This is a genomic window from Aquabacter sediminis, assembly GCF_028863665.1.
Taxonomy (GTDB): domain Bacteria; phylum Pseudomonadota; class Alphaproteobacteria; order Rhizobiales; family Xanthobacteraceae; genus L1I39.
Map to the genome: position 1 here is coordinate 393,106 of NZ_JARBFX010000002.1, position 24,113 is coordinate 417,218.

The 24,113-nt window shown below is 67.8% G+C and carries 21 protein-coding genes; 15 read left to right on the plus strand and 6 right to left on the minus strand.

Annotated elements, in window-relative coordinates; genetic code table 11:
* Nucleotide 1 precedes the first annotated feature (1 nt).
* The 5 genes from cydD to cydX all read left to right on the plus strand — a co-directional run bounded on the left by cydD (nucleotide 2) and on the right by cydX (nucleotide 6,402).
* Nucleotides 2-1,711 carry a thiol reductant ABC exporter subunit CydD gene (gene cydD / locus PV781_RS04805; protein WP_274774479.1) on the plus strand — a complete coding sequence of 570 codons (1,710 nt, stop codon included), beginning with the start codon at nucleotides 2-4 and terminating at the stop codon, nucleotides 1,709-1,711.
* Entirely contained in the window at nucleotides 1,708-3,408 is a 1,701-nt protein-coding gene (locus PV781_RS04810) for an amino acid ABC transporter ATP-binding/permease protein (protein WP_274774480.1), read from the plus strand. Before cydD ends, PV781_RS04810 begins: the two co-directional genes overlap by 4 nt.
* Before the next feature lie 73 nt (nucleotides 3,409-3,481).
* A complete protein-coding gene (locus tag PV781_RS04815) occupies nucleotides 3,482-5,059 on the plus strand; it encodes a cytochrome ubiquinol oxidase subunit I (RefSeq protein WP_274774481.1) in 1,578 nt (525 codons plus the stop codon).
* Nucleotides 5,060-5,065: 6 nt separating this feature from the next.
* On the plus strand, nucleotides 5,066-6,220 hold the full coding sequence (gene cydB, locus PV781_RS04820) for a cytochrome d ubiquinol oxidase subunit II (RefSeq protein WP_274774482.1): 1,155 nt from the start codon (nucleotides 5,066-5,068) through the stop codon (nucleotides 6,218-6,220).
* A 65-nt stretch (nucleotides 6,221-6,285) separates the two neighbouring features.
* Complete coding sequence (cydX, locus tag PV781_RS04825) at nucleotides 6,286-6,402, plus strand: cytochrome bd-I oxidase subunit CydX (RefSeq protein ID WP_274774483.1); 117 nt, start codon at nucleotides 6,286-6,288, stop codon at nucleotides 6,400-6,402.
* Nucleotides 6,403-6,478: 76 nt separating this feature from the next.
* Here the strand turns inward: cydX and PV781_RS04830 are convergent, their stop codons facing one another.
* The 5 genes from PV781_RS04830 to PV781_RS04850 all read right to left on the minus strand — a co-directional run bounded on the left by PV781_RS04830 (nucleotide 6,479) and on the right by PV781_RS04850 (nucleotide 12,956).
* Nucleotides 6,479-7,606, minus strand: a complete 1,128-nt coding sequence (locus tag PV781_RS04830; RefSeq protein WP_274774484.1) for a zinc-dependent alcohol dehydrogenase family protein — start codon at nucleotides 7,604-7,606, stop codon at nucleotides 6,479-6,481.
* 192 nt (nucleotides 7,607-7,798) lie between these two features.
* A complete protein-coding gene (locus PV781_RS04835) occupies nucleotides 7,799-8,641 on the minus strand; it encodes an HTD2 family dehydratase (protein WP_274774485.1) in 843 nt (280 codons plus the stop codon).
* Nucleotides 8,642-8,819: 178 nt separating this feature from the next.
* Nucleotides 8,820-10,346 carry a fumarate hydratase gene (locus PV781_RS04840; protein ID WP_274774486.1) on the minus strand — a complete coding sequence of 509 codons (1,527 nt, stop codon included), beginning with the start codon at nucleotides 10,344-10,346 and terminating at the stop codon, nucleotides 8,820-8,822.
* Nucleotides 10,347-10,406: 60 nt separating this feature from the next.
* Nucleotides 10,407-11,408 (minus strand): MBL fold metallo-hydrolase, encoded by a 1,002-nt coding sequence (locus PV781_RS04845; RefSeq protein WP_274774487.1) that lies wholly within the window; start codon nucleotides 11,406-11,408, stop codon nucleotides 10,407-10,409.
* Nucleotides 11,409-11,579: 171 nt separating this feature from the next.
* Complete coding sequence (locus tag PV781_RS04850) at nucleotides 11,580-12,956, minus strand: MmgE/PrpD family protein (protein ID WP_274774488.1); 1,377 nt, start codon at nucleotides 12,954-12,956, stop codon at nucleotides 11,580-11,582.
* 330 nt (nucleotides 12,957-13,286) lie between these two features.
* Here PV781_RS04850 and PV781_RS04855 point away from each other — a divergent pair, with 330 nt between their 5' ends.
* The 3 genes from PV781_RS04855 to PV781_RS04865 all read left to right on the plus strand — a co-directional run bounded on the left by PV781_RS04855 (nucleotide 13,287) and on the right by PV781_RS04865 (nucleotide 16,256).
* On the plus strand, nucleotides 13,287-14,429 hold the full coding sequence (locus PV781_RS04855; protein WP_274774489.1) for a CaiB/BaiF CoA transferase family protein: 1,143 nt from the start codon (nucleotides 13,287-13,289) through the stop codon (nucleotides 14,427-14,429).
* Between the two features lie 15 nt (nucleotides 14,430-14,444).
* Complete coding sequence (locus tag PV781_RS04860; RefSeq protein WP_274774490.1) at nucleotides 14,445-15,146, plus strand: class I SAM-dependent methyltransferase; 702 nt, start codon at nucleotides 14,445-14,447, stop codon at nucleotides 15,144-15,146.
* A 99-nt stretch (nucleotides 15,147-15,245) separates the two neighbouring features.
* Entirely contained in the window at nucleotides 15,246-16,256 is a 1,011-nt protein-coding gene (locus tag PV781_RS04865; RefSeq protein WP_274774491.1) for a LysR family transcriptional regulator, read from the plus strand.
* Nucleotides 16,257-16,272: 16 nt separating this feature from the next.
* Here the strand turns inward: PV781_RS04865 and PV781_RS04870 are convergent, their stop codons facing one another.
* A complete protein-coding gene (locus PV781_RS04870) occupies nucleotides 16,273-16,743 on the minus strand; it encodes a hypothetical protein (RefSeq protein WP_274774492.1) in 471 nt (156 codons plus the stop codon).
* Nucleotides 16,744-17,092: 349 nt separating this feature from the next.
* Between PV781_RS04870 and PV781_RS04875 the strand changes: the two genes are divergently transcribed.
* The 7 genes from PV781_RS04875 (at nucleotide 17,093) to PV781_RS04905 (ending at nucleotide 24,076) form a co-directional block, all read left to right on the plus strand.
* Nucleotides 17,093-18,388 (plus strand): ABC transporter substrate-binding protein, encoded by a 1,296-nt coding sequence (locus PV781_RS04875; protein ID WP_274774493.1) that lies wholly within the window; start codon nucleotides 17,093-17,095, stop codon nucleotides 18,386-18,388.
* 135 nt (nucleotides 18,389-18,523) lie between these two features.
* Entirely contained in the window at nucleotides 18,524-19,429 is a 906-nt protein-coding gene (locus PV781_RS04880; protein WP_274774494.1) for a branched-chain amino acid ABC transporter permease, read from the plus strand.
* Nucleotide 19,430: 1 nt separating this feature from the next.
* A complete protein-coding gene (locus PV781_RS04885; RefSeq protein ID WP_274774495.1) occupies nucleotides 19,431-20,408 on the plus strand; it encodes a branched-chain amino acid ABC transporter permease in 978 nt (325 codons plus the stop codon).
* Complete coding sequence (locus PV781_RS04890) at nucleotides 20,405-21,160, plus strand: ABC transporter ATP-binding protein (RefSeq protein WP_274774496.1); 756 nt, start codon at nucleotides 20,405-20,407, stop codon at nucleotides 21,158-21,160. The genes PV781_RS04885 and PV781_RS04890 overlap by 4 nt, the downstream gene beginning before the upstream one ends.
* A 3-nt stretch (nucleotides 21,161-21,163) precedes the next feature.
* Nucleotides 21,164-21,841 carry an ABC transporter ATP-binding protein gene (locus PV781_RS04895; RefSeq protein ID WP_274774497.1) on the plus strand — a complete coding sequence of 226 codons (678 nt, stop codon included), beginning with the start codon at nucleotides 21,164-21,166 and terminating at the stop codon, nucleotides 21,839-21,841.
* A complete protein-coding gene (locus tag PV781_RS04900) occupies nucleotides 21,838-23,316 on the plus strand; it encodes an aldehyde dehydrogenase family protein (protein ID WP_274774498.1) in 1,479 nt (492 codons plus the stop codon). The genes PV781_RS04895 and PV781_RS04900 overlap by 4 nt, the downstream gene beginning before the upstream one ends.
* A 10-nt stretch (nucleotides 23,317-23,326) precedes the next feature.
* Entirely contained in the window at nucleotides 23,327-24,076 is a 750-nt protein-coding gene (locus PV781_RS04905; protein WP_274774499.1) for an SDR family oxidoreductase, read from the plus strand.
* Nucleotides 24,077-24,113: the final 37 nt, after the last annotated feature.

Genomic DNA, 24,113 nt, shown 5'->3' on the forward strand with positions numbered 1-24,113 from the left:
CGTGCCCGTCCGTTCCACACGCTCGCCCGGCGCCAGCAGTCCCCGTGCCCTGAAAGCGGGCGCGTTGCTGCAGGTGGCGGCGGCGCTGATCTGGATCCCCCAGGCGGGCCTCATCGCTTATGCGGTGGACCGTGCCGCGCGCGGCGATTTCCAGGCCTCCATCCTGCCGGTCGCGCTGGGGGTCCTCGTGCTCGGCCTGCTGCGGGCGGGACTGGATGCCGCCGGCACCCGCCTCGCCTTTCGCGCCGCCCGCGCACAGGTCAGCGCATTGCGCCGGCATGCGGTGGAAGCGCTCGCCGCCACTTCGCCCCTGGCGGGCGGGCGCATCGTGTCCGGCCGCGCGGCGAGCCTCATCGCCGAGCAGGCGGAAGCCATCCTGCCCTATCGCTCACGCTTCCTGCCGGTGCGCATGAAGGCCACCATCGTCCCGCTCGTTCTGCTGGCGACGGTGGCGGCTGTGTCCTGGCTGGCGGCACTGGTGCTGCTGGTGGCGGCACCCCTCATTCCCGTCTTCATGGCGCTGGTGGGGTGGCGTGCCAAGGCGGCGAGCGAAGCGCAATTGCAGGAAATGGGCGGCATGAACGCCTTCCTCTTGGACCGCCTGCGCGGCCTTGCCACCATCCGCACGCTGGGCGCGGTGGACACCACCGCCCTGCGCCTGCGGGACAGCGCGCAGGACCTGCGCGCGCGCACCATGGCGGTGCTGCGCATCGCCTTCCTGTCCTCGGCGGTGCTGGAGCTGTTCTCGGCGCTTGGCGTCGCAATGGTCGCGGTCTATGTGGGCTTCCACCTCCTGGGCACGCTGGAATTCGGCGCCTGGGCCGGGCAGATGAGCCTCGGCGAGGGCCTGTTCGTGCTGATGCTGGCCCCCACCTTCTTCGATCCCCTGCGCGAACTCTCCGCCGTCTGGCACGACCGCGCCGCCGGGCAGGCGGCCGAGGCGGCGCTGAAGGACGTGGATGAGCCGCGCCTGCCCTTGCCCGGCGCGCTGAAGCACCCCGCCCCCCTCGCCAATCCCGCGGGAGCCCCGGACGTGGCCGTGGAAGGTCTGCGTTTTTCGCATGGCAGTGAGAGCGCCATCCTGGAAGATTTCCAATTGGAGGTTGCTCCCGGGGAACGGGTCGCAATCATGGGCCCGAGCGGCTCCGGCAAGTCCACGCTCCTGTCGCTGATTGCCGCACTGGCCCCTCCGGACGCCGGCTCGGTGCGCATAGGTGGTATCCCGATGTCGGAAGAAACTGCGACAAATTTGCGCTCGCGCATTTCCTGGATCGGCCAGCGCCCGCATTTCTTCGCCCGATCTTTGAAGGCGAACATCACCATGGGACGCAGCGGACTGACCGAGGAGGCGGCACGGACAGCCATGCACTTCGCCGCCCTCGATGCGGTGACCGATGCCCATGGCGGGATGTCGGGCGCCGTCATCGGCGAGAGTGCGGCGGGTCTCTCCGGCGGCGAGGCGCTGCGCCTTGCGCTCGCCCGCGCCGCCGCTGCGCCCCATGCGGACCTGATCCTTGCCGACGAGCCCACCGCCCACCTGGACGCCGCCACTGCCGCGCAGGTGACGAACGGGCTGCTGGCGCTCGCCACCGGCCGCACGCTCATCGTCGCCACCCATGATCCCGACCTTGCCGCCCGCATGGACCGCATCGTCCATCTGGACGGCGTGCCGCAGACCGCGCGCCCGCAGGCGCGGGAGTGCCGCGCATGAAGAGCGCCCGCGCCTTCGCCGCGCCGCTTTGGCCGGTCCTCGCCCTCTTCCTGACCCAGCATCGCGGCCGCGTCCTCGCCGGCTTGGCGCTGGCGGCGGTGACCATCCTGGCTGGCGTTGCCCTGCTGGGCGTCTCCGGCTGGTTCATCACCGCCACCGCCATCGCCGGGCTTTCCGCTGCCACCGCGCTCACCTTCGACGTGTTTGCCCCGGCCGCCGCCATCCGCTTCCTGGCGCTGGCGCGCACCGCGGCGCGCTATGGCGAGCGGCTCGTCACCCACGATGCCACCCTCGCCGTGCTGGCGGACCTGCGCGAGCGCCTCTTCCGGGGCTGGGCCGGGCCGGGTGCCGCGCGCCAATTGCTCGCCCGCCCCGCCAAGCTGCTGTTCCGCCTCACCGCCGACATCGACGCCCTCGATACCCTCTATCTGAGGGTGCTGGTTCCAACTGTGGCCGCCTGCGCCGTGGCACTCGTGGCGGGCGTGGTGCTCGGCCTGCTGTCGCCCTGGCTCGGCCTCGGCTTCACCCTGGTGATGCTGGCGGGCGGCTTCGGCGTCTTCTTCGCCGCCGCCCGCGCTGCCCACCCCGCCGCCCGCCGCCGCGCCCATGCGGTGGAAGCGCTGCGGGCCCGGACGGTGGATCTCACCGCCGGCCAGACGGAACTGGCCATGGCCGGGCGCCTCGCCGACCAATGCGCGGCCATCGCCCTGGCGGACGACCGCCTTGCCCAAGCCGACGAGGCGCTCAACCGCATCGATGTGCGGGTGGCCGCAGGCTATGGCGCGCTCGCCACCTTGCTTCTGGCCGGAATGCTGGTGGCCACCTTCTGGCTGGCGCAGACGGGCCGCATCGACGCGCCGCTCATGGCCATGGCGCTGCTGGTGGCGCTCGGCGCGCTGGAGCCCTTCGGCGCGTTGCGGCGTGGGGCGGTGGAACTGGGCCGCACCGTGCTGGCCGCCCGCCGCATCGCCCCGCGCCTTGTGCCCGACGCGCCGCTGCCGCGTCCCGCCCTTCCCCCAGCGGGCATCGCGGTGCAGGCCAATGGACTGGCCTTCCGCCATCCCGGTGCCGCGCGGGACGTGCTGTCCGACATCTGCCTCACGGTGGGCCATGGCGAGCGGATCGCCCTGGTGGGCCCGAGCGGCGCGGGCAAGTCCACGCTGCTGGCGCTGATCGCCGGGGAGCTTTCGCCGAGCGCCGGCCTGCTGCAGGCTGAGCCCGCCACCTTGCTGACCCAGCGCACCGAGCTGTTCGAGGATACCATTGCCGGCAATCTGCGCCTCGCCGCGCCGGAAAAGGACGATCTCGGGCTGTTAAATGCACTTGACGCAGCGGGAGTTGCGGCTGACGTTTCCAGACTGAAGCTCGGCCTGGAGACCCGCCTGGGCGAAGGCGGGCTGGGACTTTCCGGCGGACAGGGACGCCGCCTGGCACTCGCCCGGCTGCTTTTGCGGGACACCCCGCTCTGGCTGCTGGACGAGCCGACGGAGGGGCTGGACGGGGCCACGGCGGTGGACGTTCTGACCCGTTTGAGGGAGCAGGCTGGCGGTCGCTCACTGGTGATCGCCACCCACATCAGACGCGAGGCCGAACTCGCCGACCAGATCATCATCATGGACAGCGGACGGATCACGGCCCGGTTGCGACGCGGAGGGCCCGGCTTTGCCGCGGCGCTCAACGCGCTGAGGCCGGACTGAAGAGCATTTCGAAGATACGCCCATCCGGGCGCCGCGAGACGAGAGGAGGGCCGGCTTTAGGCTGGCGAGGACCATGGAACTGAATGTCGTCGACCTATCGCGCCTGCAATTTGCAATGACGGCGCTCTATCATTTCCTGTTCGTTCCCTTGACGCTCGGACTGTCCATCCTGCTGGCTATCATGGAGACGGTCTATGTCATGACCGGCCGCGTGATCTGGCGGCAGATGACCAAGTTCTGGGGCACGCTGTTCGGCATCAACTTCGTGCTGGGCGTCGCCACTGGCATCGTCATGGAATTCCAGTTCGGAATGAACTGGAGCTATTACAGCCATTACGTGGGCGACATCTTCGGCGCGCCGCTGGCCATTGAGGGCCTCATGGCCTTCTTCCTGGAAGCGACCTTCGTCGGCCTCTTCTTCTTCGGCTGGGACCGCATGTCCAAGGTGGGCCACCTGGCCGCCACCTGGTGCGTGGCGCTCGGCTCCAACCTCTCGGCCCTCTGGATCCTCATCGCCAATGGCTGGATGCAGAACCCGGTGGGCGCGGCCTTCAACCCGCAGACCATGCGCATGGAAGTGGCGAGCTTCTATGACGTGCTGTTCAACCCGGTGGCGCAGGCCAAGTTCGTGCACACGGTTTCGGCCGGCTATGTGGTGGCCTCCATGTTCGTGCTGGGCGTCTCCGCCTGGTACCTCTTGAAGGGCCGGCACATCGAGATCGCCAAGCGCTCCATGACGGTGGCCGCCTCCTTCGGCCTCGCCGCCGCCCTCTCCGTGGTGGTGCTGGGCGACGAGAGCGGCTACCTGACCACCGAGCATCAGAAGATGAAGCTCGCGGCCATGGAAGGCACCTGGCACACCGAGCCCGCGCCCGCCCCCTTCGTCGTGGTCGGCTTCCCCGACCAGAAGGCCCGCACCAACTATTATGCGGTGGAGATCCCCTGGGTCGGCGGCCTCATCGACACACGCTCGCTCGACACGCCCGTCATGGGCATCACCGAGCTGGCGGACCGCGCCAAGGGGCATATCGTCCGCGGCGTGATCGCCTATGACGCCCTCCAGAAGATCCGGGCGCTGGGCAACCAGCCGGTGCCGGCGGACCTGAAGAAGACGTTCGAGGACAATAGCGACGTGCTCGGCTATGCGCTTCTGTTGAAGAAGTATGTGGACGACCCGCGCACGGCGACGCCGGAGCAGATCGAGAAGGCAGCGTGGGACACGGTGCCGGAAGTGGCGCCCCTGTTCTGGGTTTTCCGGGTGATGGTGGGACTTGGCTTCTACTTCATCCTGTTCTTCTCGGTCTTCTTCTTCCTGTCCGCGCGGCGGCAGCTCACCCGCTTCCCGCTGCTGCTGAAGCTGGCGGTTGTGTCCATTCCGCTGCCCTGGATTGCCGCCGAGTCCGGCTGGTTCGTGGCCGAGTTCGGCCGCCAACCCTGGATCATCGAGGGTGTGCTGCCCACCGCCTCGGCGGTGTCGCGGCTCGGGGCCTCGACGGTGCTGCTGACGATCTGTGGCTTCGCGCTGATCTACACCGTCCTGTTCATCATCGAGATGACCCTCATGCTGCGGGCCATCCAGAAGGGGCCGCAGCCGGATCCCCAGCCGGAAGCCGGCCTCCTCACCCCTCCCGTTCTCGCGCCTGCGGAGTGACCGGACATGGTCCTGCATGATCTCATAAGCTACGACGTCCTGCGCCTGATCTGGTGGGTGCTGCTCGGCGTGCTGCTCATCGGCTTTGCCATCATGGACGGCTTCGACCTCGGGGTAGCGTCCCTACTGCCCTTCGTCGCCAAGACGGACGTGGAACGGCGCGTGGTCATCAACACCATCGGCCCGGTCTGGGAAGGCAACCAGGTGTGGCTGATCCTGGGGGGCGGCGCCATCTTCGCCGCCTGGCCGGCGCTTTATGCGGTGTCCTTCTCGGGCTTCTACCTCGCCATGTTCGCCATCCTGGCGGCCCTCATCCTGCGGCCCGTGGGCTTCAAGTATCGCAGCAAGCGCGAGGACGAAGCCTGGCGCACCCGCTGGGACTGGGCGCTGTTCATCGGCGGGGCGGTGCCCGCGCTGATCTTCGGCGTGGCGGTGGGCAATGTGCTCCAGGGCGTGCCGTTCCACTTCGACGCGGACCTGCACTCCACCTATGAGGGCACCTTCTTCGGTCTCCTGAACCCCTATGCGCTGCTGTGCGGCCTGCTGTCGGTGGCCATGCTGGTCACCCACGGCGCCACGTGGCTGGTGTTCAAGACCGACGGCCCCATCGCCGACCGGGCGCGCGCGGTCGGCTCGGTGGGGGCGATCCTCACCATCGTCCTGTTCGCGCTGGGCGGACTTGCCCTGCACCAGTTCGTGGGGGGCTACAAGATCACCTCAGCGATCAACCCCGTCGGCCCCTCCAATCCGCTGTCCAAGACGGTGGTGATGGAAACCGGCGCCTGGTTCGCCAATTACCGGGCCTATCCGATCCTGTGGCTCGCTCCGGCGCTGGGCGGTCTCGGCTCGCTGCTGACCCTGGTGATGCTGCGCGCACGCAAGGACGGCCTGTCCTTCATCACCTCGGCCATCGGCATCTTCGGCATCATCTCGACGGTGGGCGTGTCCATGTTCCCGTTCATCCTGCCCTCGTCCATCGATCCGAGGTCCAGCCTGACGGTGTGGGACACCTCCTCCAGCCATATGACGCTGTTCATCATGCTGGTGGTGACCGCGATCTTCCTGCCCATCATCCTGGCCTACACGTCGTGGGTCTACAAGGTGATGTGGGGCAAGGTGGACGCCGCCATGGTGTCCGACAAGAACGGCCACGCTTACTGAAGCGCGCACGCGAAACCTGCCCCGCGCCCGACGGCGCGGGGTGCACCGATCACGGAGAGACTTCAATGTGGTACTTCGCCTGGATGCTCGGCCTGCCGCTGGCGGGCGCGTTCGCGGTGCTCAATGCCATGTGGTACGAGCTGCGCGAGGAAGACGACAAGCGCAAGCAGGCGCTGCGCTGAGGGGCAGTCGTTCCAACGTAAAACGGCCGGGGCAATGCCCCGGCCGTTTCGTTTCGTGCCTGTCCGCGCGGAGCGGTCAGAACGTGATGACGTGGCGCACCACCTCGCCCCGGTCCAGCTTGTCGAGCGCCGCGTTGATCTCCTCCAGCGGGCCGGTGCCGGAGAGCAGCTTATGCACCGGCAGGCGGCCGCGCTTATAGAGGGCGATGTAGCGGGGAATGTCCCGGGGCGGCACGCAGCTGCCCATATAGCTGCCCTTGATGGTGCGCTCCTCGCCCACCAGATGCACCGGCGGCAGGGAGATGCGGGCATTGGGATTGGCAAGGCCCGCGGTCGCCGTGGTGCCGCCGCGCCGGGTGATCTTGTAGGCCAGCTCGAAGGCGGGGGCGGAACCGGCCATCTCGATGGCATGGTCCACGCCGCCCTTGGTGATTTCCTTCACCTTGTCCACGATGTCCGGATCGGAGGCGAGGAAGGTGTCGGTGGCGCCCAGCTCGCGCGCCAGATCGAGCTTGGCCTGGGAAAGATCGATGGCCACCACCTGATCGGCCCCCGCCGCAATGGCGCCCAGCACCGAGGACAGGCCGACGCCGCCAAGGCCGATCACCGCAACGCTCTGGCCGGGCTTCACCTGGCAGGTGTTCACCACCGTGCCGACGCCGGTCATGACCGCGCAGCCGAACAGGGCCGCATCCACCAGCGGCACTTCGGGATCGATCTTGACGATGGAGCGGCGGGAGATGACCGCATATTCGGCGAAGGCCGAGACGCCGCAATGGTGATAGGCGTCGGTGCCGTCATCGCAATGCAGCCGGCGCTCACCGGAAATGAGAAGGCCGGCGCCATTGGCCGCCTGGCCCGGTCCGCACAACTGGGCGCGGCCCTCCATGCAGGATGGGCAGGTGCCGCAGGTGGGCAGGAAACTCATCACCACATGGTCACCGGGGGCAAGGTCGGTGACGCCGGGGCCGGTCTCCACCACCACGGCGGAGGCCTCGTGGCCGAGCACCATGGGGTTCTGGCGCAGCCGGTCGCCATTGATGACGGACAGGTCGGAATGGCACAGGCCCGCGGCGGCGATCTTCACCAGCACCTCGTCGCGCCCCGGCGGGTCCAGCTCGATGGTCTCGATGCGCAGCGGCCGCGTCTCGGCATAGGGCTTGGCAATTGGCGAGGAATGAAGAACGGCGGCGCGGATACGCATATGTGCCTCCCTTGATGGTCTTACGGCCTGAGGCCGGTCGGGGCCGCGCCTGCGCGCCGGGCCTTCGCCAGCGTGCGCCGCGCGACTCACACTCACGCTATTTGCCCCGGCCGTGCGCCGGTGAAAAGCGGGAAACGCGAGCGCGGGCGCGGCGGCCGCAGGGGCGCGGTGTCACGCCCCCCGCGCCCGCCTTCAGCGCGCCTGCGCCAGCATGGCGGCGCGGCCTTCCGCATCGGCGGTCCAAAGCTCCAGCCCGTCGGCGCCCTCCACCGCATTGAGGGTCAGCGGGGCGCCATCGAAGATGGGCCGCACCGAGCGGAAGGAGAACACTTGCGGCGGGCGACCGAGGAGACGGGCGGCGAACTCCACCAATAGCGTCGCCTGCAACGGCCCGTGCACCACGAGGCCCGGATAGCCTTCCTCCACCTCGCAATAGGTGCGGTCATAATGGATGCGGTGGCTGTTGAAGGTGATGGCTGAGTATCTGAACAGCATCACCGGTCCGGCATCGACGCTCTCCTGCCAGGTGGCCGCGCGGGGCGGCTCGGCCTTGCCTTGCCCGCCGGCGGGCGCATCGACGCCGCGATAGACGATGTCCTGGCGCTCCCGCACCGCGAGGCCGCGCGGCGTCGAAATCTCGTGGTTCACGGTGACGAAGCACAAGATGCCGGTGCGCCCTTCCTTCACCACCACGTCGGCGATGCGCGAGGTCCGTGTCACCTCATCGCCCACCCGCACAGCGTCCAGGAACTGGAGTTCCCCGCCCGCCCACATCCGGCGCGGCAGCGGCACCGGAGGCAGGAAGCCGCCGCGCGCCGGATGCCCGTCCGGCCCGACGGCACGCAGGGGGACGGTCGGCTGGGCGAGGCACCAATGCGCCGTGAGGATGGCGGCATCCCCCGCCTGCGGCGTGCCCGGATCCTGGTCAAGGGTCACGCGCATCTCGCGTGCCTTCTGGGGGGTCACCTCGTCGGACGCGGTATCGGTGCGGCCGATCCAGCCGCGCAGCAACTCGATGTCCAGGCCTTGCGACATGGCGGGATCCTCATCTGACATGGTGCGTGGCGCCGCTCGTTGCATAGTCGGGATCGAGCGGACCAGCGTGCGGGGTTGGTAGCAATCGCGGCGCCTCCATCGGAAGACTGGAAATTGCGATGACACACCATCCAGGAAAGTTATAGCCAGTTGCGATTCCCTACCCGCACAGCCACTGTCAGACCGGCGCCGTCTCCCCGCGGGCGATCTTCTCCCGCCAGAGCGCGGGACCGAGCGAATGGACCGACTGGCCGGCGCTATCCACTGCCACGGTGACCGGCATGTCCTCCACGGTGAATTCGTAGATGGCCTCCATGCCCAGATCCTCGAAGGCCAGCACCCGCGCCGCCTTGATGGCCTTGGAGACCAGATAGGCCGCCCCGCCAATGGCGATGAGATAGGCCGCCTTGTGGCGGGCGATGGCTTCGATGGCCACCGGCCCCCGCTCCGCCTTGCCGACCATGGCGAGGAGGCCGGTGGAGAGGATCTGGTCCGTATAGGGGTCCATGCGGGTGGAGGTGGTGGGGCCGGCGGGACCCACCGCCTCGTCCCCCACCGGGTCCACCGGGCCCACATAATAGATCACCCGGTCCTTCAGGCTCACGGGCAAATCCTCGCCCCGCGCCAGCATGGCGGTCATGCGTTGGTGGGCGGCATCGCGGCCGGTGAGCATGCGCCCGTTCAAAAGCAGCTTCTCGCCTGGCCGCCAGCTTTGCACCTCGGCGCGGGTGAGGTGATCCAGGTCCACCCGCCGGGCGGCGGAAGTGGCGGCATCAACGGCCACTTGCGGCCACAACGCTAAGTCCGGCGGATCGAGCCGCACGGGGCCGGAGCCGTCCAGCACGAGGGTGGCATGGCGGTTGGCGGCGCATTGGGGAATGAGCGCCACGGGCTTGGAGGCCGCATGGGTGGGATAGGTGGCGATCTTTACGTCCACCACGGTGGTGAGCCCGCCCAAACCCTGCGCGCCGATGCCCAGCGCATTGATCTTCTCGTAAAGCTCGATGCGCAATTCCTCGATCTTGTTGGCGGGGCCACGGGCGAGGAGATCGGTCATGTCGATCTCCTCCAGCAGCGCCTCCTTGGCGATCAGCATGGCCTTTTCCGCCGAGCCGCCAATGCCGAGGCCGATGACCCCGGGCGGACACCATCCCGCGCCCAGCTCCGGCACGGTCTTCAGCACCCAGTCCACCACCGAGGCGCCGGGATTGAGGGTGGCAAAGCGCGCCTTGTTCTCCGAGCCGCCGCCCTTGGCCGCCAGCGTGATTTCCACCGTGCGGCCCGGCACCAGTTCCACATGCACCACGGCAGGCGCATTGTCGCGGGTGTTGCGGCGGGCAAAGAGCGGGTCCTCCACCATGGAGGCGCGCAGCGGATTGGTCTCGTTCAGATAGGCCCGGCGCACGCCCTCATGGATGAGGTCGGCAAGTGGGCGATCCGTGGCGAAGCGCACCTCCATGCCCACCTTCACGAAGGCCACCACGAGCCCGGTATCCTGGCAGATGGGCCGGTGCCCCAAAGCCGCCATGCGCGAATTCACCAGGATCTGCCCGATGGCATCCCGCGCCGAGGGGGAGGCTTCCCGCTCATAGGCGCTGGAGAGATGGGCGATGAAATCCGCCGGGTGGAAGTAGGAGATGTATTGCAGCGCGTCGGCGACGGAGGCGACCACATCCTCCTCTGCGATGACCACGGCGGGGTTCATTCAACGGACCTTTCAGGCTGCCAGAGGCGGGGGCGGACTGCGCCGCCCCCGCCCCGGCTCTCACATTTCCATGACCATGGGGGCGGGATAATAGCGGAAGCCCTGGCCCTGCGCCGCCACATGGCCGAAGCCCGGCCAGGCGAAATGATAGGCCAGCACCGGGATGCGGTTGGCTGCCAGCATGGTCAGGATCTTCACCCGCGACTGGGCCGACTGCTTGGGATCGGTGTCATAGACGAATTCGGTCAAGGGCTCCTGGAGCAGGAGGACCGGGTGGTGCGCCAAGTCGCCGATATAGCACAGCGACTTGCCGCCCGAATTGATCATGAACACCGTGTGCCCGACCGTGTGGCCGGGCGCCGAGATGGCGGTGATGCCGGGCAGGAATTCCTGGCCGTCCTTGAAGAAGACCATGCGGTCGCGGTTGGGCACCAGGTTCTTGCGGGCCTGGTCAAGGAAGGCCTTCAGGTTCGGCCCCACCGTCTTCTCGTCGGTCCAGTAATCGTAATCGGCCTGGGAGATGTAGAATTGCGCGTTGGGGAAGTTGCGCGAGCCGTCATCGGCCATGCAGCCCCCGCAATGGTCGATATGGGCGTGGCTCATCACCACGGCGTCCACATCCTTGGGGTCGATGCCGGCCTCCTTCATGGTCTGCATCAGCTTTCCGGTGGTGGGGCCGAACAGCTTGGAAGAGCCCATGCCGGTGTCGAACACGATCAGCTTGTCGCCGGTGTTCAGGATCAGGATGTTCTGCTCCAGCACCGCATTGGAGAGGGGGAGGAAATTGTCCTTCAGCTGCTTGTCCATGTCGGCGGCGGAAAGGCCGGTGAAATTGGTGTGGGGGTCGCCCAGCGGCAACGTGCCGTCGGACACCACGGTGATTTCCCCGTCGCCGAACTTGAAGCGATAGAAATAGGGGGCCGGCTTGCCCACCAGCGGGGCCTTGGCGAAGGCCGACGAGGCGCTCGTGATCAGGCCCGTCCCGCCCGCCAATGCGCCGAGCGAGAGGGCACCGCCCAGCAAGGCATGCCGGCGGCTGATCTTCATCCTTGGATCGTTCATTTCGTTTCTCCCTGACATTGCCCGGGAGCCCGGCCGACGGTGCTTTGCTTGGGTTGCGCAAGCCCGATGGTCCCGGCCCCGTCCGCCCTGTGGCGCCTGTTCCGGCGCCTTGTCCCCGGTGGTGAAAGGCCGGACCGCAGCCGGGGGGCCTGCGGCCGGAAGGGAAAAGGCTCAGGCGGCCGGGCGCGAGAGGGCCAGCAGGTCCGCCACCTTGGGCTGGCGGGCGGCGTCCAGGATGGCGCCGCACAGGGTATCCGCCGTCTCGCCCAGCACGGGGCCGGCCAAAGTGGCGAACTTGCCCGCCAATGCCGCATCGGTCGGGAAGCTCTCCGGCTCGCCGGAGGGATCGGGAATGCTGGCAGTGTGGGTGCCGGCGGTGGTCTCTACGCTGACTTCAGCGCCGAAGGGGTGGGGCCGGCCTTCGAGGCGCGGGTCGGCCACCACCTCGATGCGGTCGCACAGGGCATCAATGGCCCCCTCCCCCAGCCGACGGTAATCGTCCCAGCCGAAAGAACCCTGGTCGAGTGCGATGGCGGCAGTGAAGGGCATGGAGAATTGCCCGTCCACCACGTTGCGCGCCCGCCGCTTGTCGGCGAGCGGTGCGCCGGTCAGCGTGATGCCGTTCGGATGGAGGCCCACGCGCACCTTCACCACGTCCGCGGCGGAGAATTTGTGGGTCTCCCGCAGCTTCAGGAGGCCGTCGAGGGCCGCATGGGTGTAGCGGCAGGAGGGATAAGGCTTCAGGCCGATGAGGAGCGTCTCCCAGACGGTGCCAAGGTCCGCCACTGCCTTCGCCGGGTCGGCGCCGTCCGTGTAAGCGTGCAGGAAGCCGTGCTTGCCTTCCACCGCCTCGCTCGCGCCCTTGAAGCCCTCGGCGGCAAGCGTTGCGGCGATCAGGCCGTTCATGGCCGATGCGCCCACCTGGTAGCGCTTGTTCCAGGCGCCGTTGACCAGAAATTGCAGCGAGCCCGCCGCCTGGCTGCCCGCCACTCCGAAAGCGCAGGCGATGCCCGCCGCATCAAGGCCCAGCAGTTTGCCGGCCGCCGCCGCCGCGCCGAACGCGCCGGCCGTGGCGGTGGGGTGGAAGCCGCGCCCGTAATGCACGGTGGGATCGAGTGCGAGGCCCAGCCGGCAGCACACTTCATAGCCGGCGACCACCGCCACCACGAAGTCCCGCCCGCTCGATCCCGCCATTTCCGCCGCCGCCAGCGCGGCCGACACCACCGGGGCGCTCGGATGGAGCGACGAGGCGGCATGGGTATCGTCGAAGTCCAGCGAATGGCCGAACGTGCCGTTCAAAAGCGCCGCCGCCGCCGGGCCATAGGTGCGCGCCTGCCCGATGACGGTGCAGTCCCCCGCCCCGCCAAGACCCAGGCGATCCACCATCGCGATGACGGAAGGCGACGAATCGGCCTCCGCCCCACCGCGCGCCACATTGCCGAAGAAGTCGAGGATGAGCCGCTCGGCCCGGGCCACCACTGGGGCGGGAATATCCTCGAAGCGAAGATCCGCCACGAAGCGGGCGAGGGTCTGGGTTTCTTCGGCCATAGGTCCTCCCGATCAGCCCCTGTCTTGTGGCCCTTGTCTTGCGGCCCTTGTCGCGCGGTCCGGCGGCGCATGCCGCACGCCCGTTTGGCGGGGAACAGTGAGCGCGCCGCAGCAACATGCGAAATAGGGAATTGCGCTCGCCGCCATAAGTCCGCGCTATGACCGAACCTTCCCCTACGGCGCTTCAATATAACTTTCCCATATGCCAGCTAGGCCACACTTATATTTGTATTCTGGCGGCGGCCCGGCAAGTTTGCCGTTCAATGGGAAAGGCCGCCTTGCCGGCCCTCCATCCCCAAAGACAGCCGCAAGCAGCATGGCGGAGCACAGATGCAGCGCGATCTCGAAGGCCTCCTCGTCGTCTCGGTGGAACAGGCGGTGGCCGCGCCCTATGTGTCCGGCCGGCTGGCGGACGCGGGCGCGCGGGTCATCAAGGTGGAGCGGCCGGAAGGGGATTTCGCCCGCAACTATGACAGCCTTGTCCATGGCGAGAGCGCCTATTTCGTCTGGCTGAACCGGGGCAAGGAATCCGTCTGCCTCGATTTGAAGGCCCGCGACGACCTGGCCATCCTCGCTCAGATGGTGGCGCAGGCGGATGTCTTCATCCAGAATCTCGCCCCCGGTGCCATCGACCGCCTGGGCTTTGCCCCGGACAAGCTGCGCGCCGCCAATCCCCGCCTCATCACCTGCTCCATCTCCGGCTATGGCGACGAGGGCCCGTTCCGGGACCTCAAAGCCTATGATCTCCTGGTGCAGGCGGAGAGCGGCCTGTCCTCCATCACCGGCAACGAGCACGGCTCTGCGCGGGTCGGCGTCTCCGTGTGCGACATCGCGGCCGGCATGACGGCCTTCCAGGCGGTGCTCCAGGCCCTGTTTGCCCGGGAGCGCACCGGCGAGGGGCGGCACATCGCGGTCTCGCTCTATCACGCGCTCGCCGACTGGATGAACGTGCCCTATCTGCAATTTGCCTATGGCGGCAAGACGCCGGACCGGGCGGGCCTCAGTCATCCCACCATCGCGCCCTATGGCGCCTATGCCTGCGGCGACGGCAAGGCGGTGCTCATTTCCATCCAGAACGAGCGGGAATGGGCAATGCTGTGCGCCGACGTGCTGGGACGCCCGGAAGTGGCGATCGATCCCCGCTTCACCAGCAACAATCTGCGGGTGGCCAACCGGCCGGCGCTCGACGCCATCATCGGCGCTGCCTTCAGTGCCGCGCCGCGCGAGACCATCGTGGACCGGCTGGAGAAGGCGCGCATTGCCTATGGGCGGGTCAGCACCATGGACGACCTGGTGCGCCATCCCCAGAACCGCTACGTGACGGTGGACACGCCGTCCGGCCCCGTGCGCTATCTGGCACCGGGCGCGCTGATCGACCACACCTTGCCCACCTTTGGCCCGGTCCCGGCTTTGGGCGAACATAGCGACGCGCTACGGGAGGAGTTCTCTCCCGCCCATCGCGTCACCGCCTGATCCGGAACACGCCCCATGCCAGATGCGACCGCCCCCTCCCTGAGCCGCCCGGTGGGCGTCACGCTGGACATCATCGCCGCTCAGATCGGCCCGCTGGAGGGCCTGTCCATCCTGGACGTGGGATGCGGCGGCGGCGGGCTCGCCCGCGCCTTGAGCGCGAAAGGCGCCAAGGTGACCGGCGTCGATCCGCAGGAGGCGGCGCTTGCCACCGCCCGCAGCCGTGCGCCGGATGCGGAGTTCCGGCAGGCGGGTGCCGAGGCCCTGCCCTTCCCCGATGCCAGCTTCGATCGGGTGGTGTTCCTGAACTCCCTCCACCATGTGCCGGTCCCGCTCATGAGCGCGGCGCTGAAGGAGGCGGTCCGCGTCAGCAAGGGCCCCGTCCTGGTGATCGAGCCCTTGGCGGAAGGCCCCTTCTTCCGCGCCATGCTGCCCGTGGAGGACGAGACCCCCATCCGCGCCGCCGCCCAGGCGGCCCTTGCGGCGGCGGTGGAGACGGGCGAGGTGAGGCGGCTCGCCAGTGGGGAATATGACGATGTGCGCCGCTTTGCAGATGCCGACGCCTTCCTGGCCATGATCGTGGCCGTGGACCCCGCCCGCACCGCCACCGCCGAGCGGGAACGGGCGCGGGTGACGGAACTGGTCGCGCAGGAAGGCGCGCCCACCGAAGGCGGCGTTCTCCTGCCCCAGCCCCACCGCTTCGACCTCCTGGCGCGATAGCCCATCCCCAGCTTTCGCTGCGGCGCGCGGCCATAACTTTTGCCCGAAGCGCGTGCACAGCGTTATATGGTGGCGCTCTGACACGGAGCGGCACGGCACATGCTGCCGTCGCCTTCACAGCCGGGCCAGCCGGCGACCGGGAACGCCATGGATCTGCGCCAGCTTCGCTATTTCGTCACCATCGTCGAGGTGGGCTCGTTCTCCAAGGCGGCGCACCGGCTGAGGGTCGCCCAGCCGGCGCTCAGCCAGCATGTGCGCAACATGGAGCAGGATCTCGGCGTCGAGCTTCTGTTCCGCAACCCGCAGGGCGTGCGCCCGACGGAAGCGGGGGAAACGCTGGTGCGCCATGCCCGGCTCATACTGGGCCAGATGGAGGTGGCGCGGGAGGCGGTGCGCGGCGGCATGAGCGAGCCTTCTGGCGAAGTGCGGTTCGGCATGCCCGGCACCATCAGCCAGATGCTGTGCGTGCCGCTCATCTCCGAGGCGCGCCGGCGCTATCCGAAAGTGAAGCTGCGCGTCGCCGAGGCCATGAGCGGCTTCGTGCTGGACTGGCTGCGCGAAGGCAAAATCGACCTCGGCATCCTCTATCGCACGGTGAACGACCGGGGGCTGGTAGCCCGGCGCATCCTCACCGAGGACCTCTGCCTGATCGGCTCCGCCCTCTCCCCCAGCCCGGATGCACCTCAGGCGGGGCCGGTACCCTTCTCCCAGGTGGCGGAACTGACCCTCATCCTGCCGAGCCCCGGCCACGGCCTGCGCGAACTCATCGAGGAGCGGGCACTGTCCGAAGGCGTGCGGCTCTCCACCGTCATCGACATCGACACCTACGGCCAGATCAAGCTGCTGGTGGAAGGCGGGCTCGGCTACGCCATCCTGCCGGAGGCGGCGGTGAAGCGGGAGGTGAGCGAGGGGCGCCTGCGCGCCTGGCCGGTGGGCGTGCCCGTGCTCACCCGCGACCTGCACATCGTCTGCCCCTCCGACCGACCGCTCTCCAATGCCGTGCGCGCCATCGACGCACTGGCCCATGCCACCCTGGTGCGCCTGGTGCAGGAGGGCGCCTGGGGCGCACGCCTGATCGCGCCAGAGGATGACGCCGACAGCGCCGCCTGACGGCTTCCCAAGGGGATCAGAAGCAGCTGGTGGGCGCCCCCTCGTCGGCGATGCGCTTCCAGTCGGGACCCAGCGTCTCGCGGGCGGAGATGGCATTCTCACTGCCGGGCTCGCCGTCCTTGAACATGCGGATATAGAAGTCCTGGTTGTAGCTGCCGGTGGGAACGGTCGGTCCCGGGCGGTAGGACGTGGTGGTGGTCACCTGCCCGTTGGGCTGTGTGGTGCGGACCGTCTCATAGGTCCCCGGCCGCTGCACATAGCGCACATTGTTGGCGCTCTGCTCGCCCAGCACCTGGTAGCGGTCGAATCCGGACCGGATCGTCTCCACCGCCGCCGCCTTCGCCGCCACGGCCGCCGCCTGGCTGCTCCCGCATTCCGGGTCCACCTTTGCCTTGATGATAGCTTCGTTCTGCGCGGTGCGCACGGTTTCCGCGCTGGCACACGCACCCAAGAGCAACGGGAGCAGAAGAATTGAAATCTTACGCATTATTGCAGCCTCTTCATGACGCACACGCGTTGTCCAACATTGTATAAAGACGCTCACGGGGGCAGAGTCGAGAGCCTTTCACTCCACTGCCAGTGTCACGCTCCCCTTTCTGCACCCAAATTGTCTTGGCTCGGCCAGAAGCCGAGCCTGAGATTTCCATGACATTTATCGAGTAGGCGCGGGCCGGCATCACGCCGAGGACCATGCGGGATGCCAGAAGATTTCGCTATGGCATCCAAGTCAAAATAGTCTTTTGAGATAGCCCGCCCAGAACACAAGATGCACCCGCTCCGCTTCGGGCGGGCACGGGAATAATCATCGCATCAAGCGGGATGGAGGAACGCCGACCATGATCCGTCGATTCTTGGCGGCCGCGGGGCTGTCGCTCATGAGCCTCATGCCGGCGCTGGCCCAGGATAAGCCGGCCGAGCTGCGCATTGGCATCACCACCTACAGCTCCGGCGCCGCCTCCGTCTTCGGCGTGCCGGCGCGTGACGCGGCCGAGCTTCTGGCCGAGGACATCAACAAGAAGGGCGGCATTCAGGGCGTCCCGGTGAAGCTCTACTTCATCGACGAGGGCGCCGGCATCGAAACGCTGATGACCGAATACCGCCGCATGGTGCAGGACACCAAGGTGGATGTGATGTTCGCGTCCATCTCGTCCGGCGTCTGCAACAAGATCGCGCCGCTGGCGGAGGACCTGAAGGTCCTCAACTTCATGTGGGATTGCGGCACCCAGCGCATCCTGGAAGACGACAAGTATTCCTACGTCTTCCGCACCCAGGCCAATGCGACCCCAGAAGTGCTCGCCCCCCTGCTCTATCTCCTGAAGACCAAGCCGGACTTCAAGACGGTGGCGGTGGTGAACCAGGACTATGCCTGGGGCCGTGACAGCTGGGCCATCTTCTCCGAGGCGCTGAAGGTGCTGAAGCCCGACGCCAAGGTGGTGGCCGAGTTCTTCCCCAAGTTCGGCGCGCCGGACTTCTCCACCGAAGTCTCCCGCCTGCTGGCCCTGCGCCCGGACGTGATCCTCTCCACCTCCTGGGGCGGCGATCTCGACACCTTCGTGCGTCAGGCCAACCAGCGCGGCCTGTTCCGTACCTCCCAGTTCGTGCTGCCGCTGGCGGAAAGCTCCCTGGAGCGTCTCGGCAACGATCTGCCCGAGGGCGTGATCGTGGGCGGGCGCGGCGATCATTACTTCCTTCATCCTGAAATGAAGGGCGATCCCAAGTTCAAGGCCTTCATCGACGCCTACAAGGCCAAGACCGGGCACTATCCGATCTATTCGGTGTTCCACATGGCCCAGGCCTTTGCCGCTCTCCAGGCGGTCTATGACAAGGCGGTGGTCGCCAATGGCGGCAAGTGGCCGACCAAGGAGCAGGTGGCAGCCGCCATGCCCGGCCTGAAATTCCAGGCCTTCGGCCGCCCGGTGGAAATCCGCGCCGACGGGCAGGGGATCGAGGACCAGCTCATCGGCACCACCAAGCGCGTGCCCGGCTATTCCTTCGACGTGCTGGACAAGATGATGATCTTCCCCGCCTCCCAGCTCATGCCGCCTGTGGGGCAGAAGTCAGAAGCCTGGATCAAGACCCTGACCCCGGCCCTCATCAACATCAAGGTCGACAATTTCTCGCACGGGAATTGAGGCCGCTCTGACGGCACCCGGCACCGGGCCTGCGCCCGGTGCCGATCATGTCCCCCGCGCCGCCGTCACGGGCGCGGAAGGTTCGGCATGCGGCCGGCGCGATGACGCCCGGCGCGCGGTCCCGGAAGGTCGCACATGTCATTCGACACCCTGATGCTCGCCGTCTGCGACGGCATCGCCTATGCCTCCCTGGTCTTTCTCGTCGCCGTGGGGCTGACCTTCATCTTCGGCGTTCTGGGCGTGCTCAACATTGCCCACGGCTCCTTCTACGCGCTCGGCGCCTATGTGGCGGTCAGCGCCGGCATCGCGCTGACGAAGGCCGGCTTCAGCCCGTGGCTGACCTTCCCGGCCCTGTTCGTCGCGGCCCTTGCGGTGGGTATCGTCCTGGGCGGGCTGATGGAGAAGTTCCTGCTCCAGCGCATCTATGACAAGGAACAGGTGCTTCAGATCCTCGTCACCTTCGCCATCTTCATGATGCTGGAGAACATCCAGCGCCTGGTCTGGGGCGTGCAGCCCTATTTCATGTCCGAGCCGCTGCAATTGCTGGGCAATGTGGAATTGTTCGGCATCAGCTACACCGCCTACCAGACCATTTTTCTGCCCATCCTCGCCATCGTCGTCCTCATCGGCCTGCGCACTTTCCTACGCCACACTTCGGCGGGCGCGCAGATCCTTGCCGTCACCGAGGATCGCGAGGCGGCAAGCGCCATCGGCATCAATGCGGAGCGGGTCTATTTCCTGACCTTCATCGTCGGCGCGAGCCTTGCGGCGCTGGGCGGCGCGGTGGCGGCGCCCACCACCTCCCTCATTCCCGGCATGGGCGCGGAGATGATCGTCCTGTCCTTCGCGGTGGCCGCCACCGCCGGCCTCGGCCAGATCGAGGGTGCGGCGGTGGCCGCCCTGATGATCGGCCTCGGGCGTTCGCTCGCCGTCTATGTGGCCCCCGAATTCGAGGTGCTCGTGCCCTATATCCTCATGGTGCTGGTGCTCATCGTCCGCCCGAGCGGCCTGTTCGGCGCGCCCCAGCTGCGGAAGATCTGACATGACCGCCCGCTCCCTCTTCTTCCTTCTCGTCGCGGTCGTGCTCGCCGCCATCCCCTTCTTCCTGCCCTCGGCGGAGACGTTCCTGGCCATCGTCTATGCCAAGAGCCTTGCGGTGCTGGGCATCATCCTGCTCCTCCAGGCGGGTCAGGTCTCGTTCGGCCACGGCATGTTCTTCGCCACCGGCGCCTATACGGTGGCCTTTCTCGGCCGGAGTCTGGGCGGCGGCGACCTCGGCCTGCTCATTTTGGCGAGCGTCGTCACGTCCGCGCTCCTCGGCGTGGTGGTGGGGCTCTTCGTGGTGCGCTACCGCTACATCTTCTTCGGCATGCTCAACCTGGCCTTCTCCATGGTGCTCTATTCCATCCTGGAGAAGTTCTTCCACCTGACGGGCGGCTCGGACGGCCTGCGCATCCTGCGCCCCAGTGTGTTCGGCCAGTCCTTCGAGCGCGCCGGCTTCGATGGCGTGCTCTATTACCTGACCCTCGCCCTCGCGCTCATCGCCGCATGGCTGGTCTGGCTCTATCTGAAGAGCCCGCTGGGACAGGCGCTGAAAGCCATCAAGACCAACGAGACGCGGCTGGAATATATCGGCCTGTCCGCCCGCACCGTGCTCCTGGTGGGCTACGTCATCTCGGCCGTCCTGTGCGGCCTCGGCGGGGCGGCGCTGGGCGTCATCCAGGGCATTGCGACGCCGGAATACACCTATTGGACGCGGTCGTCGGAATTCGTCTTCATCGCCATCCTCGGCGGCGTGGGCAATGTGGCGGGGGCGCTCACCGGCTCCTTTGTCTATGAGGCGATCCGCACCTACGCGGCGGCCTTCGTGGCCGATTCCTGGCAGCTCATCCTCGGCTTCGTGCTGCTGGTCATCATCCTGCGCGCGCCCACCGGCATTGTCGGCATGGTGGAAACCATCGCCGCCCGCCGCCGCGCCGCGCGCCCCGCCCACCCCGTCGCGACGGAGCCCGCGGAATGAACGCGCACGCTCATCCCATCCTGCTGGAAGCCCGGGGCCTTGAAATCCGGTTCGGCGGCGTGGTCGCCGCCGATGGCATCGACCTTGATGTCCGGGCCGACGAGAACCTCGCCATCATCGGCCCCAATGGCGCCGGCAAGACCACCTTTCTCAACATCTGCACCGGCTACCTGCGGCCCAAGGCCGGCTCGGTGCGGTTCGAGAACAAGGAGATCACCGCCCAGCCGCCGCGCGACATCACCCGGCTGGGCATCGCCCGCGCCTTCCAGATCCCGCAGCTGTTCTCCGACCATACGGTGCTGGAGAACATGCTGCTGGCCGCCGCCGTCCGCGAGCGGCGCTGGAACCTGCTGCGGCCGCTGGACCATATCGCGGAGCGGGGCGAGATGATCGCCCTCCTCGACCTCGTCGGCTGCGCCGATGACAAGGACAAGCGCGCCGGCGAACTGCCGGAGGGCCATCGCAAGCTGGTGGACATCGCCATCGCGCTGGCCTTGAAGCCGAAGCTCCTGCTCATGGACGAGCCCACGTCGGGTGTCGCCTCGGCGGACAAGTTCGAGGTGATGGAGATCCTCGTCTCCGCGCTCGCCAAGGCCAAGGTGTCCTCGGTGTTCGTGGAGCACGACATGGACATGGTGCAGCGCTATGCCAGCCGGGTGGCGGTGTGGAGCACCGGCAAGATCAAGCGCCTCGGGACGCCGAAGGAGGTCCTGGAGGACCCCGAGGTGATCCGCACGGTCATCGGAGGCTGAGCCATGCTGACCCTCGATCACGTCACCGTCTCCTTCGGCGCCATCCCGGTGCTGCGCAATGTCACCTTCGCCATGAAGGAAGGCGAGACGGTCGCCTTCATCGGCCGCAACGGCGCCGGCAAGACCACCACCTTGCGCACCATCATGGGCTTCACCCAGAATGGCGGGCGCATCACCTTCGACGGCCATGACCTGGCCGCCGTGCCCGCCCACAAGCGGCCGGGGCTCGGCATCGGCTATGCGCCGGAGGACCGGCGGCTGTTCTCAAGATTCACGGTGGAAGAGAACATCCTCTTGCCCGCCCAGGTGGCCAAGCTCGACGCCGCCGAGACCAAGCGCCGGCTCGACCGGGTCTATGACATCCTGCCCGAGCTGAAGGAGATGGCGCGCCGCCCCGCCGGCTCCGTCTCCGGCGGACAGGGCAAGATGGTGGCGCTCGGCCGCGCGCTCATGCTCGCCACCCGCCTCGTGCTGCTGGACGAACCCTTCCAGGGCCTCGCCCCGGTTCTGGCCAACCGCTATGCCGAGGCGCTGCGGCGCCTGCGGGACGCGGATTCCAGCCTCACCCTCATCATCACCGAATCCAACCCCCACCTCCTGCGCTCCTTTGCCGAGCGCACCATCACCATTGAGCGCGGAGAGATCGCGCAGGACGTGGCAAACGAAGGACTGGCCGCATGACCGAGCACGTGCCCGCACCCGCAGGGGCGGTTGCCGCCGCCAAGGGCGTCTTCATCAATAACGCTTGGCGCCCGGCTGCCTCCGGCCGGGAACTGGACGTGGTAGCGCCCGCCGAAGGCGTGGTGTTCGCCCGCATCGCCGCTGGCACCAAGGCGGACGTGGACGCGGCGGTGGCCGCCGCGCGTCATGCGGTGGAGGAAGGCCCCTGGAGCCGCCTCACCGCCACCGAGCGAGGCCGCCTGCTCTCCAGGCTTTCCGTCGCCATCGCCGATCATGCCGAGGAATTGGCGAAGCTCGAAGCCCGCGACACCGGCAAGCCCATGAAGCAGGCGCGCGCCGACATCGTCGCCGCCGCCCGCTATTTCGAGTTCTATGGCGGCGCCGCCGACAAGCTGCATGGCGAGACCATTCCCTTCCTCGCCGGCTATTTCGTGCCGACCGAGCGCGTGCCCCACGGCGTCACCGCACACATCATCCCCTGGAACTACCCCGCCCAGATGTTCGGCCGCACCATCGGACCGGCCCTCGCCGTGGGCAATGCCACCGTGGTGAAGCCGGCGGAAGATGCCTGCCTGACCCCGCTGCGCATCGCGGAACTGGCCGCCGAAGTGGGCTTCCCAGAGGGCGCCATCAACATCGTGCCGGGCCTTGGCGAAGAGGCGGGCGCGGCGCTCTCCTCCCATCCGGACATCGACTTCATCGCCTTCACCGGCTCGCCGGAAGTGGGCACGATGATCCAGACCGCCGCCGCCAAGAACCATATCGGCTGCACGCTGGAACTGGGCGGCAAGTCGCCCCACGTGGTGTTCGCCGATGCGGATTTCGACGTGGCCATTCCGGTTATCGCCAACACCGTGGTGCAGAATGCCGGGCAGACCTGCTCGGCCGGCTCGCGCCTCTTGGTGGCGCGCTCGGCCTATGACGAGGTGGTCTCGCGCCTTGCGGCCCGCTTCGCCACGCTGCGCGCCGGATCGCCGGAGATGGACCTCGACCTCGGCCCGGTCATTAATGCCAAGCAGAAGGAACGGGTGGACGGCTTCTTCTCCCGCGCGGCCGACACGGGCGTTGCCGTGGTGGCGCAAGGACAGGTGGCCGAGGGCGTGCCCGGCGGCGGCTTCTATGTGCCGCCCCGCGTATTCGGCCCGGTGCCGCGCACCCATGAACTGGCCACCGACGAAGTGTTCGGCCCTGTCATTTCCGTGCTGCCCTTCGACGACGAGGCCGACGCCATTCGCCTCGCCAACGGCACCGAGTTCGGCCTCATGGCCGGCATCTGGTCGAAGGACGCCTCCCGCGCCATCCGCGTCGCCCGCAAGGTGAAGGCGGGGCAGGTCTATGTGAATGCCTATGGCGCCGGCGGCGGCATCGAACTGCCCTTCGGCGGCATGAAGAAATCCGGCCATGGCCGCGAGAAAGGGTTCGAGGCGCTCTACGAGTTCTCGACCCTCAAGACCTTGATCATCAAGCACGACTGAGGAAACGGAAATGCGGCTCAAGGACAAGTCCGCGCTCGTGACGGGCGCGGCATCGGGCTTCGGCGCGGAGATCGCCCGCCAGTTCGCCCGCGAGGGGGCCAAGGTCACCATCATGGACCTGAACGAGGCGGGCGCCACCGAGGTTGCCGCCTCCATCGGGCCGGCCGCCATCGCGGTGAAGGGCGACGTGACCAGCCGGGCGGATGTGGAAGCGGCGGTGAAAGCCGCCCAGGACCATGGCGGCAAGCTGGACATCGTCATCAACAATGCCGGCTGGACCCACCGCAACAAGCCGCTGCTGGAAGTCACCGAGGCGGAGTTCGACAAGGTCTACGCCATCAATGTGAAGTCCATCTATTACATGATCCACACGGTGGTGCCGGTCATGTCGGCCCAAGGTGGCGGCGTGGTCATCAATATCGGCTCCACCGCCGGCATCCGGCCCCGTCCCGGCCTGACCTGGTACAATTCCACCAAGGGCGCAGTGAACCTGGCCACCCGCTCGCTCGCCGTGGAACTGGCGCCCCAGAAGATCCGGGTGAACTGCGTCGCCCCGGTCATGGGCGCCACCGCGCTCCTGGAAAGCTTCATGGGCGTGCCCGACACCCCGGAGAACCGGGCGCGGTTCATCTCCACCATTCCGCTGGGCCGCCTCTCCGAGCCCAAGGACATTGCCGGCGCGTGCCTCTACCTCGCCTCCGACGAGGCCGAGTTCATCACCGGCGTGGTGTTGGAAGTGGACGGCGGACGCACCGTCTGACGCGTGATCCGCTCGAACAAGAAAGCCCGCCGCGCGT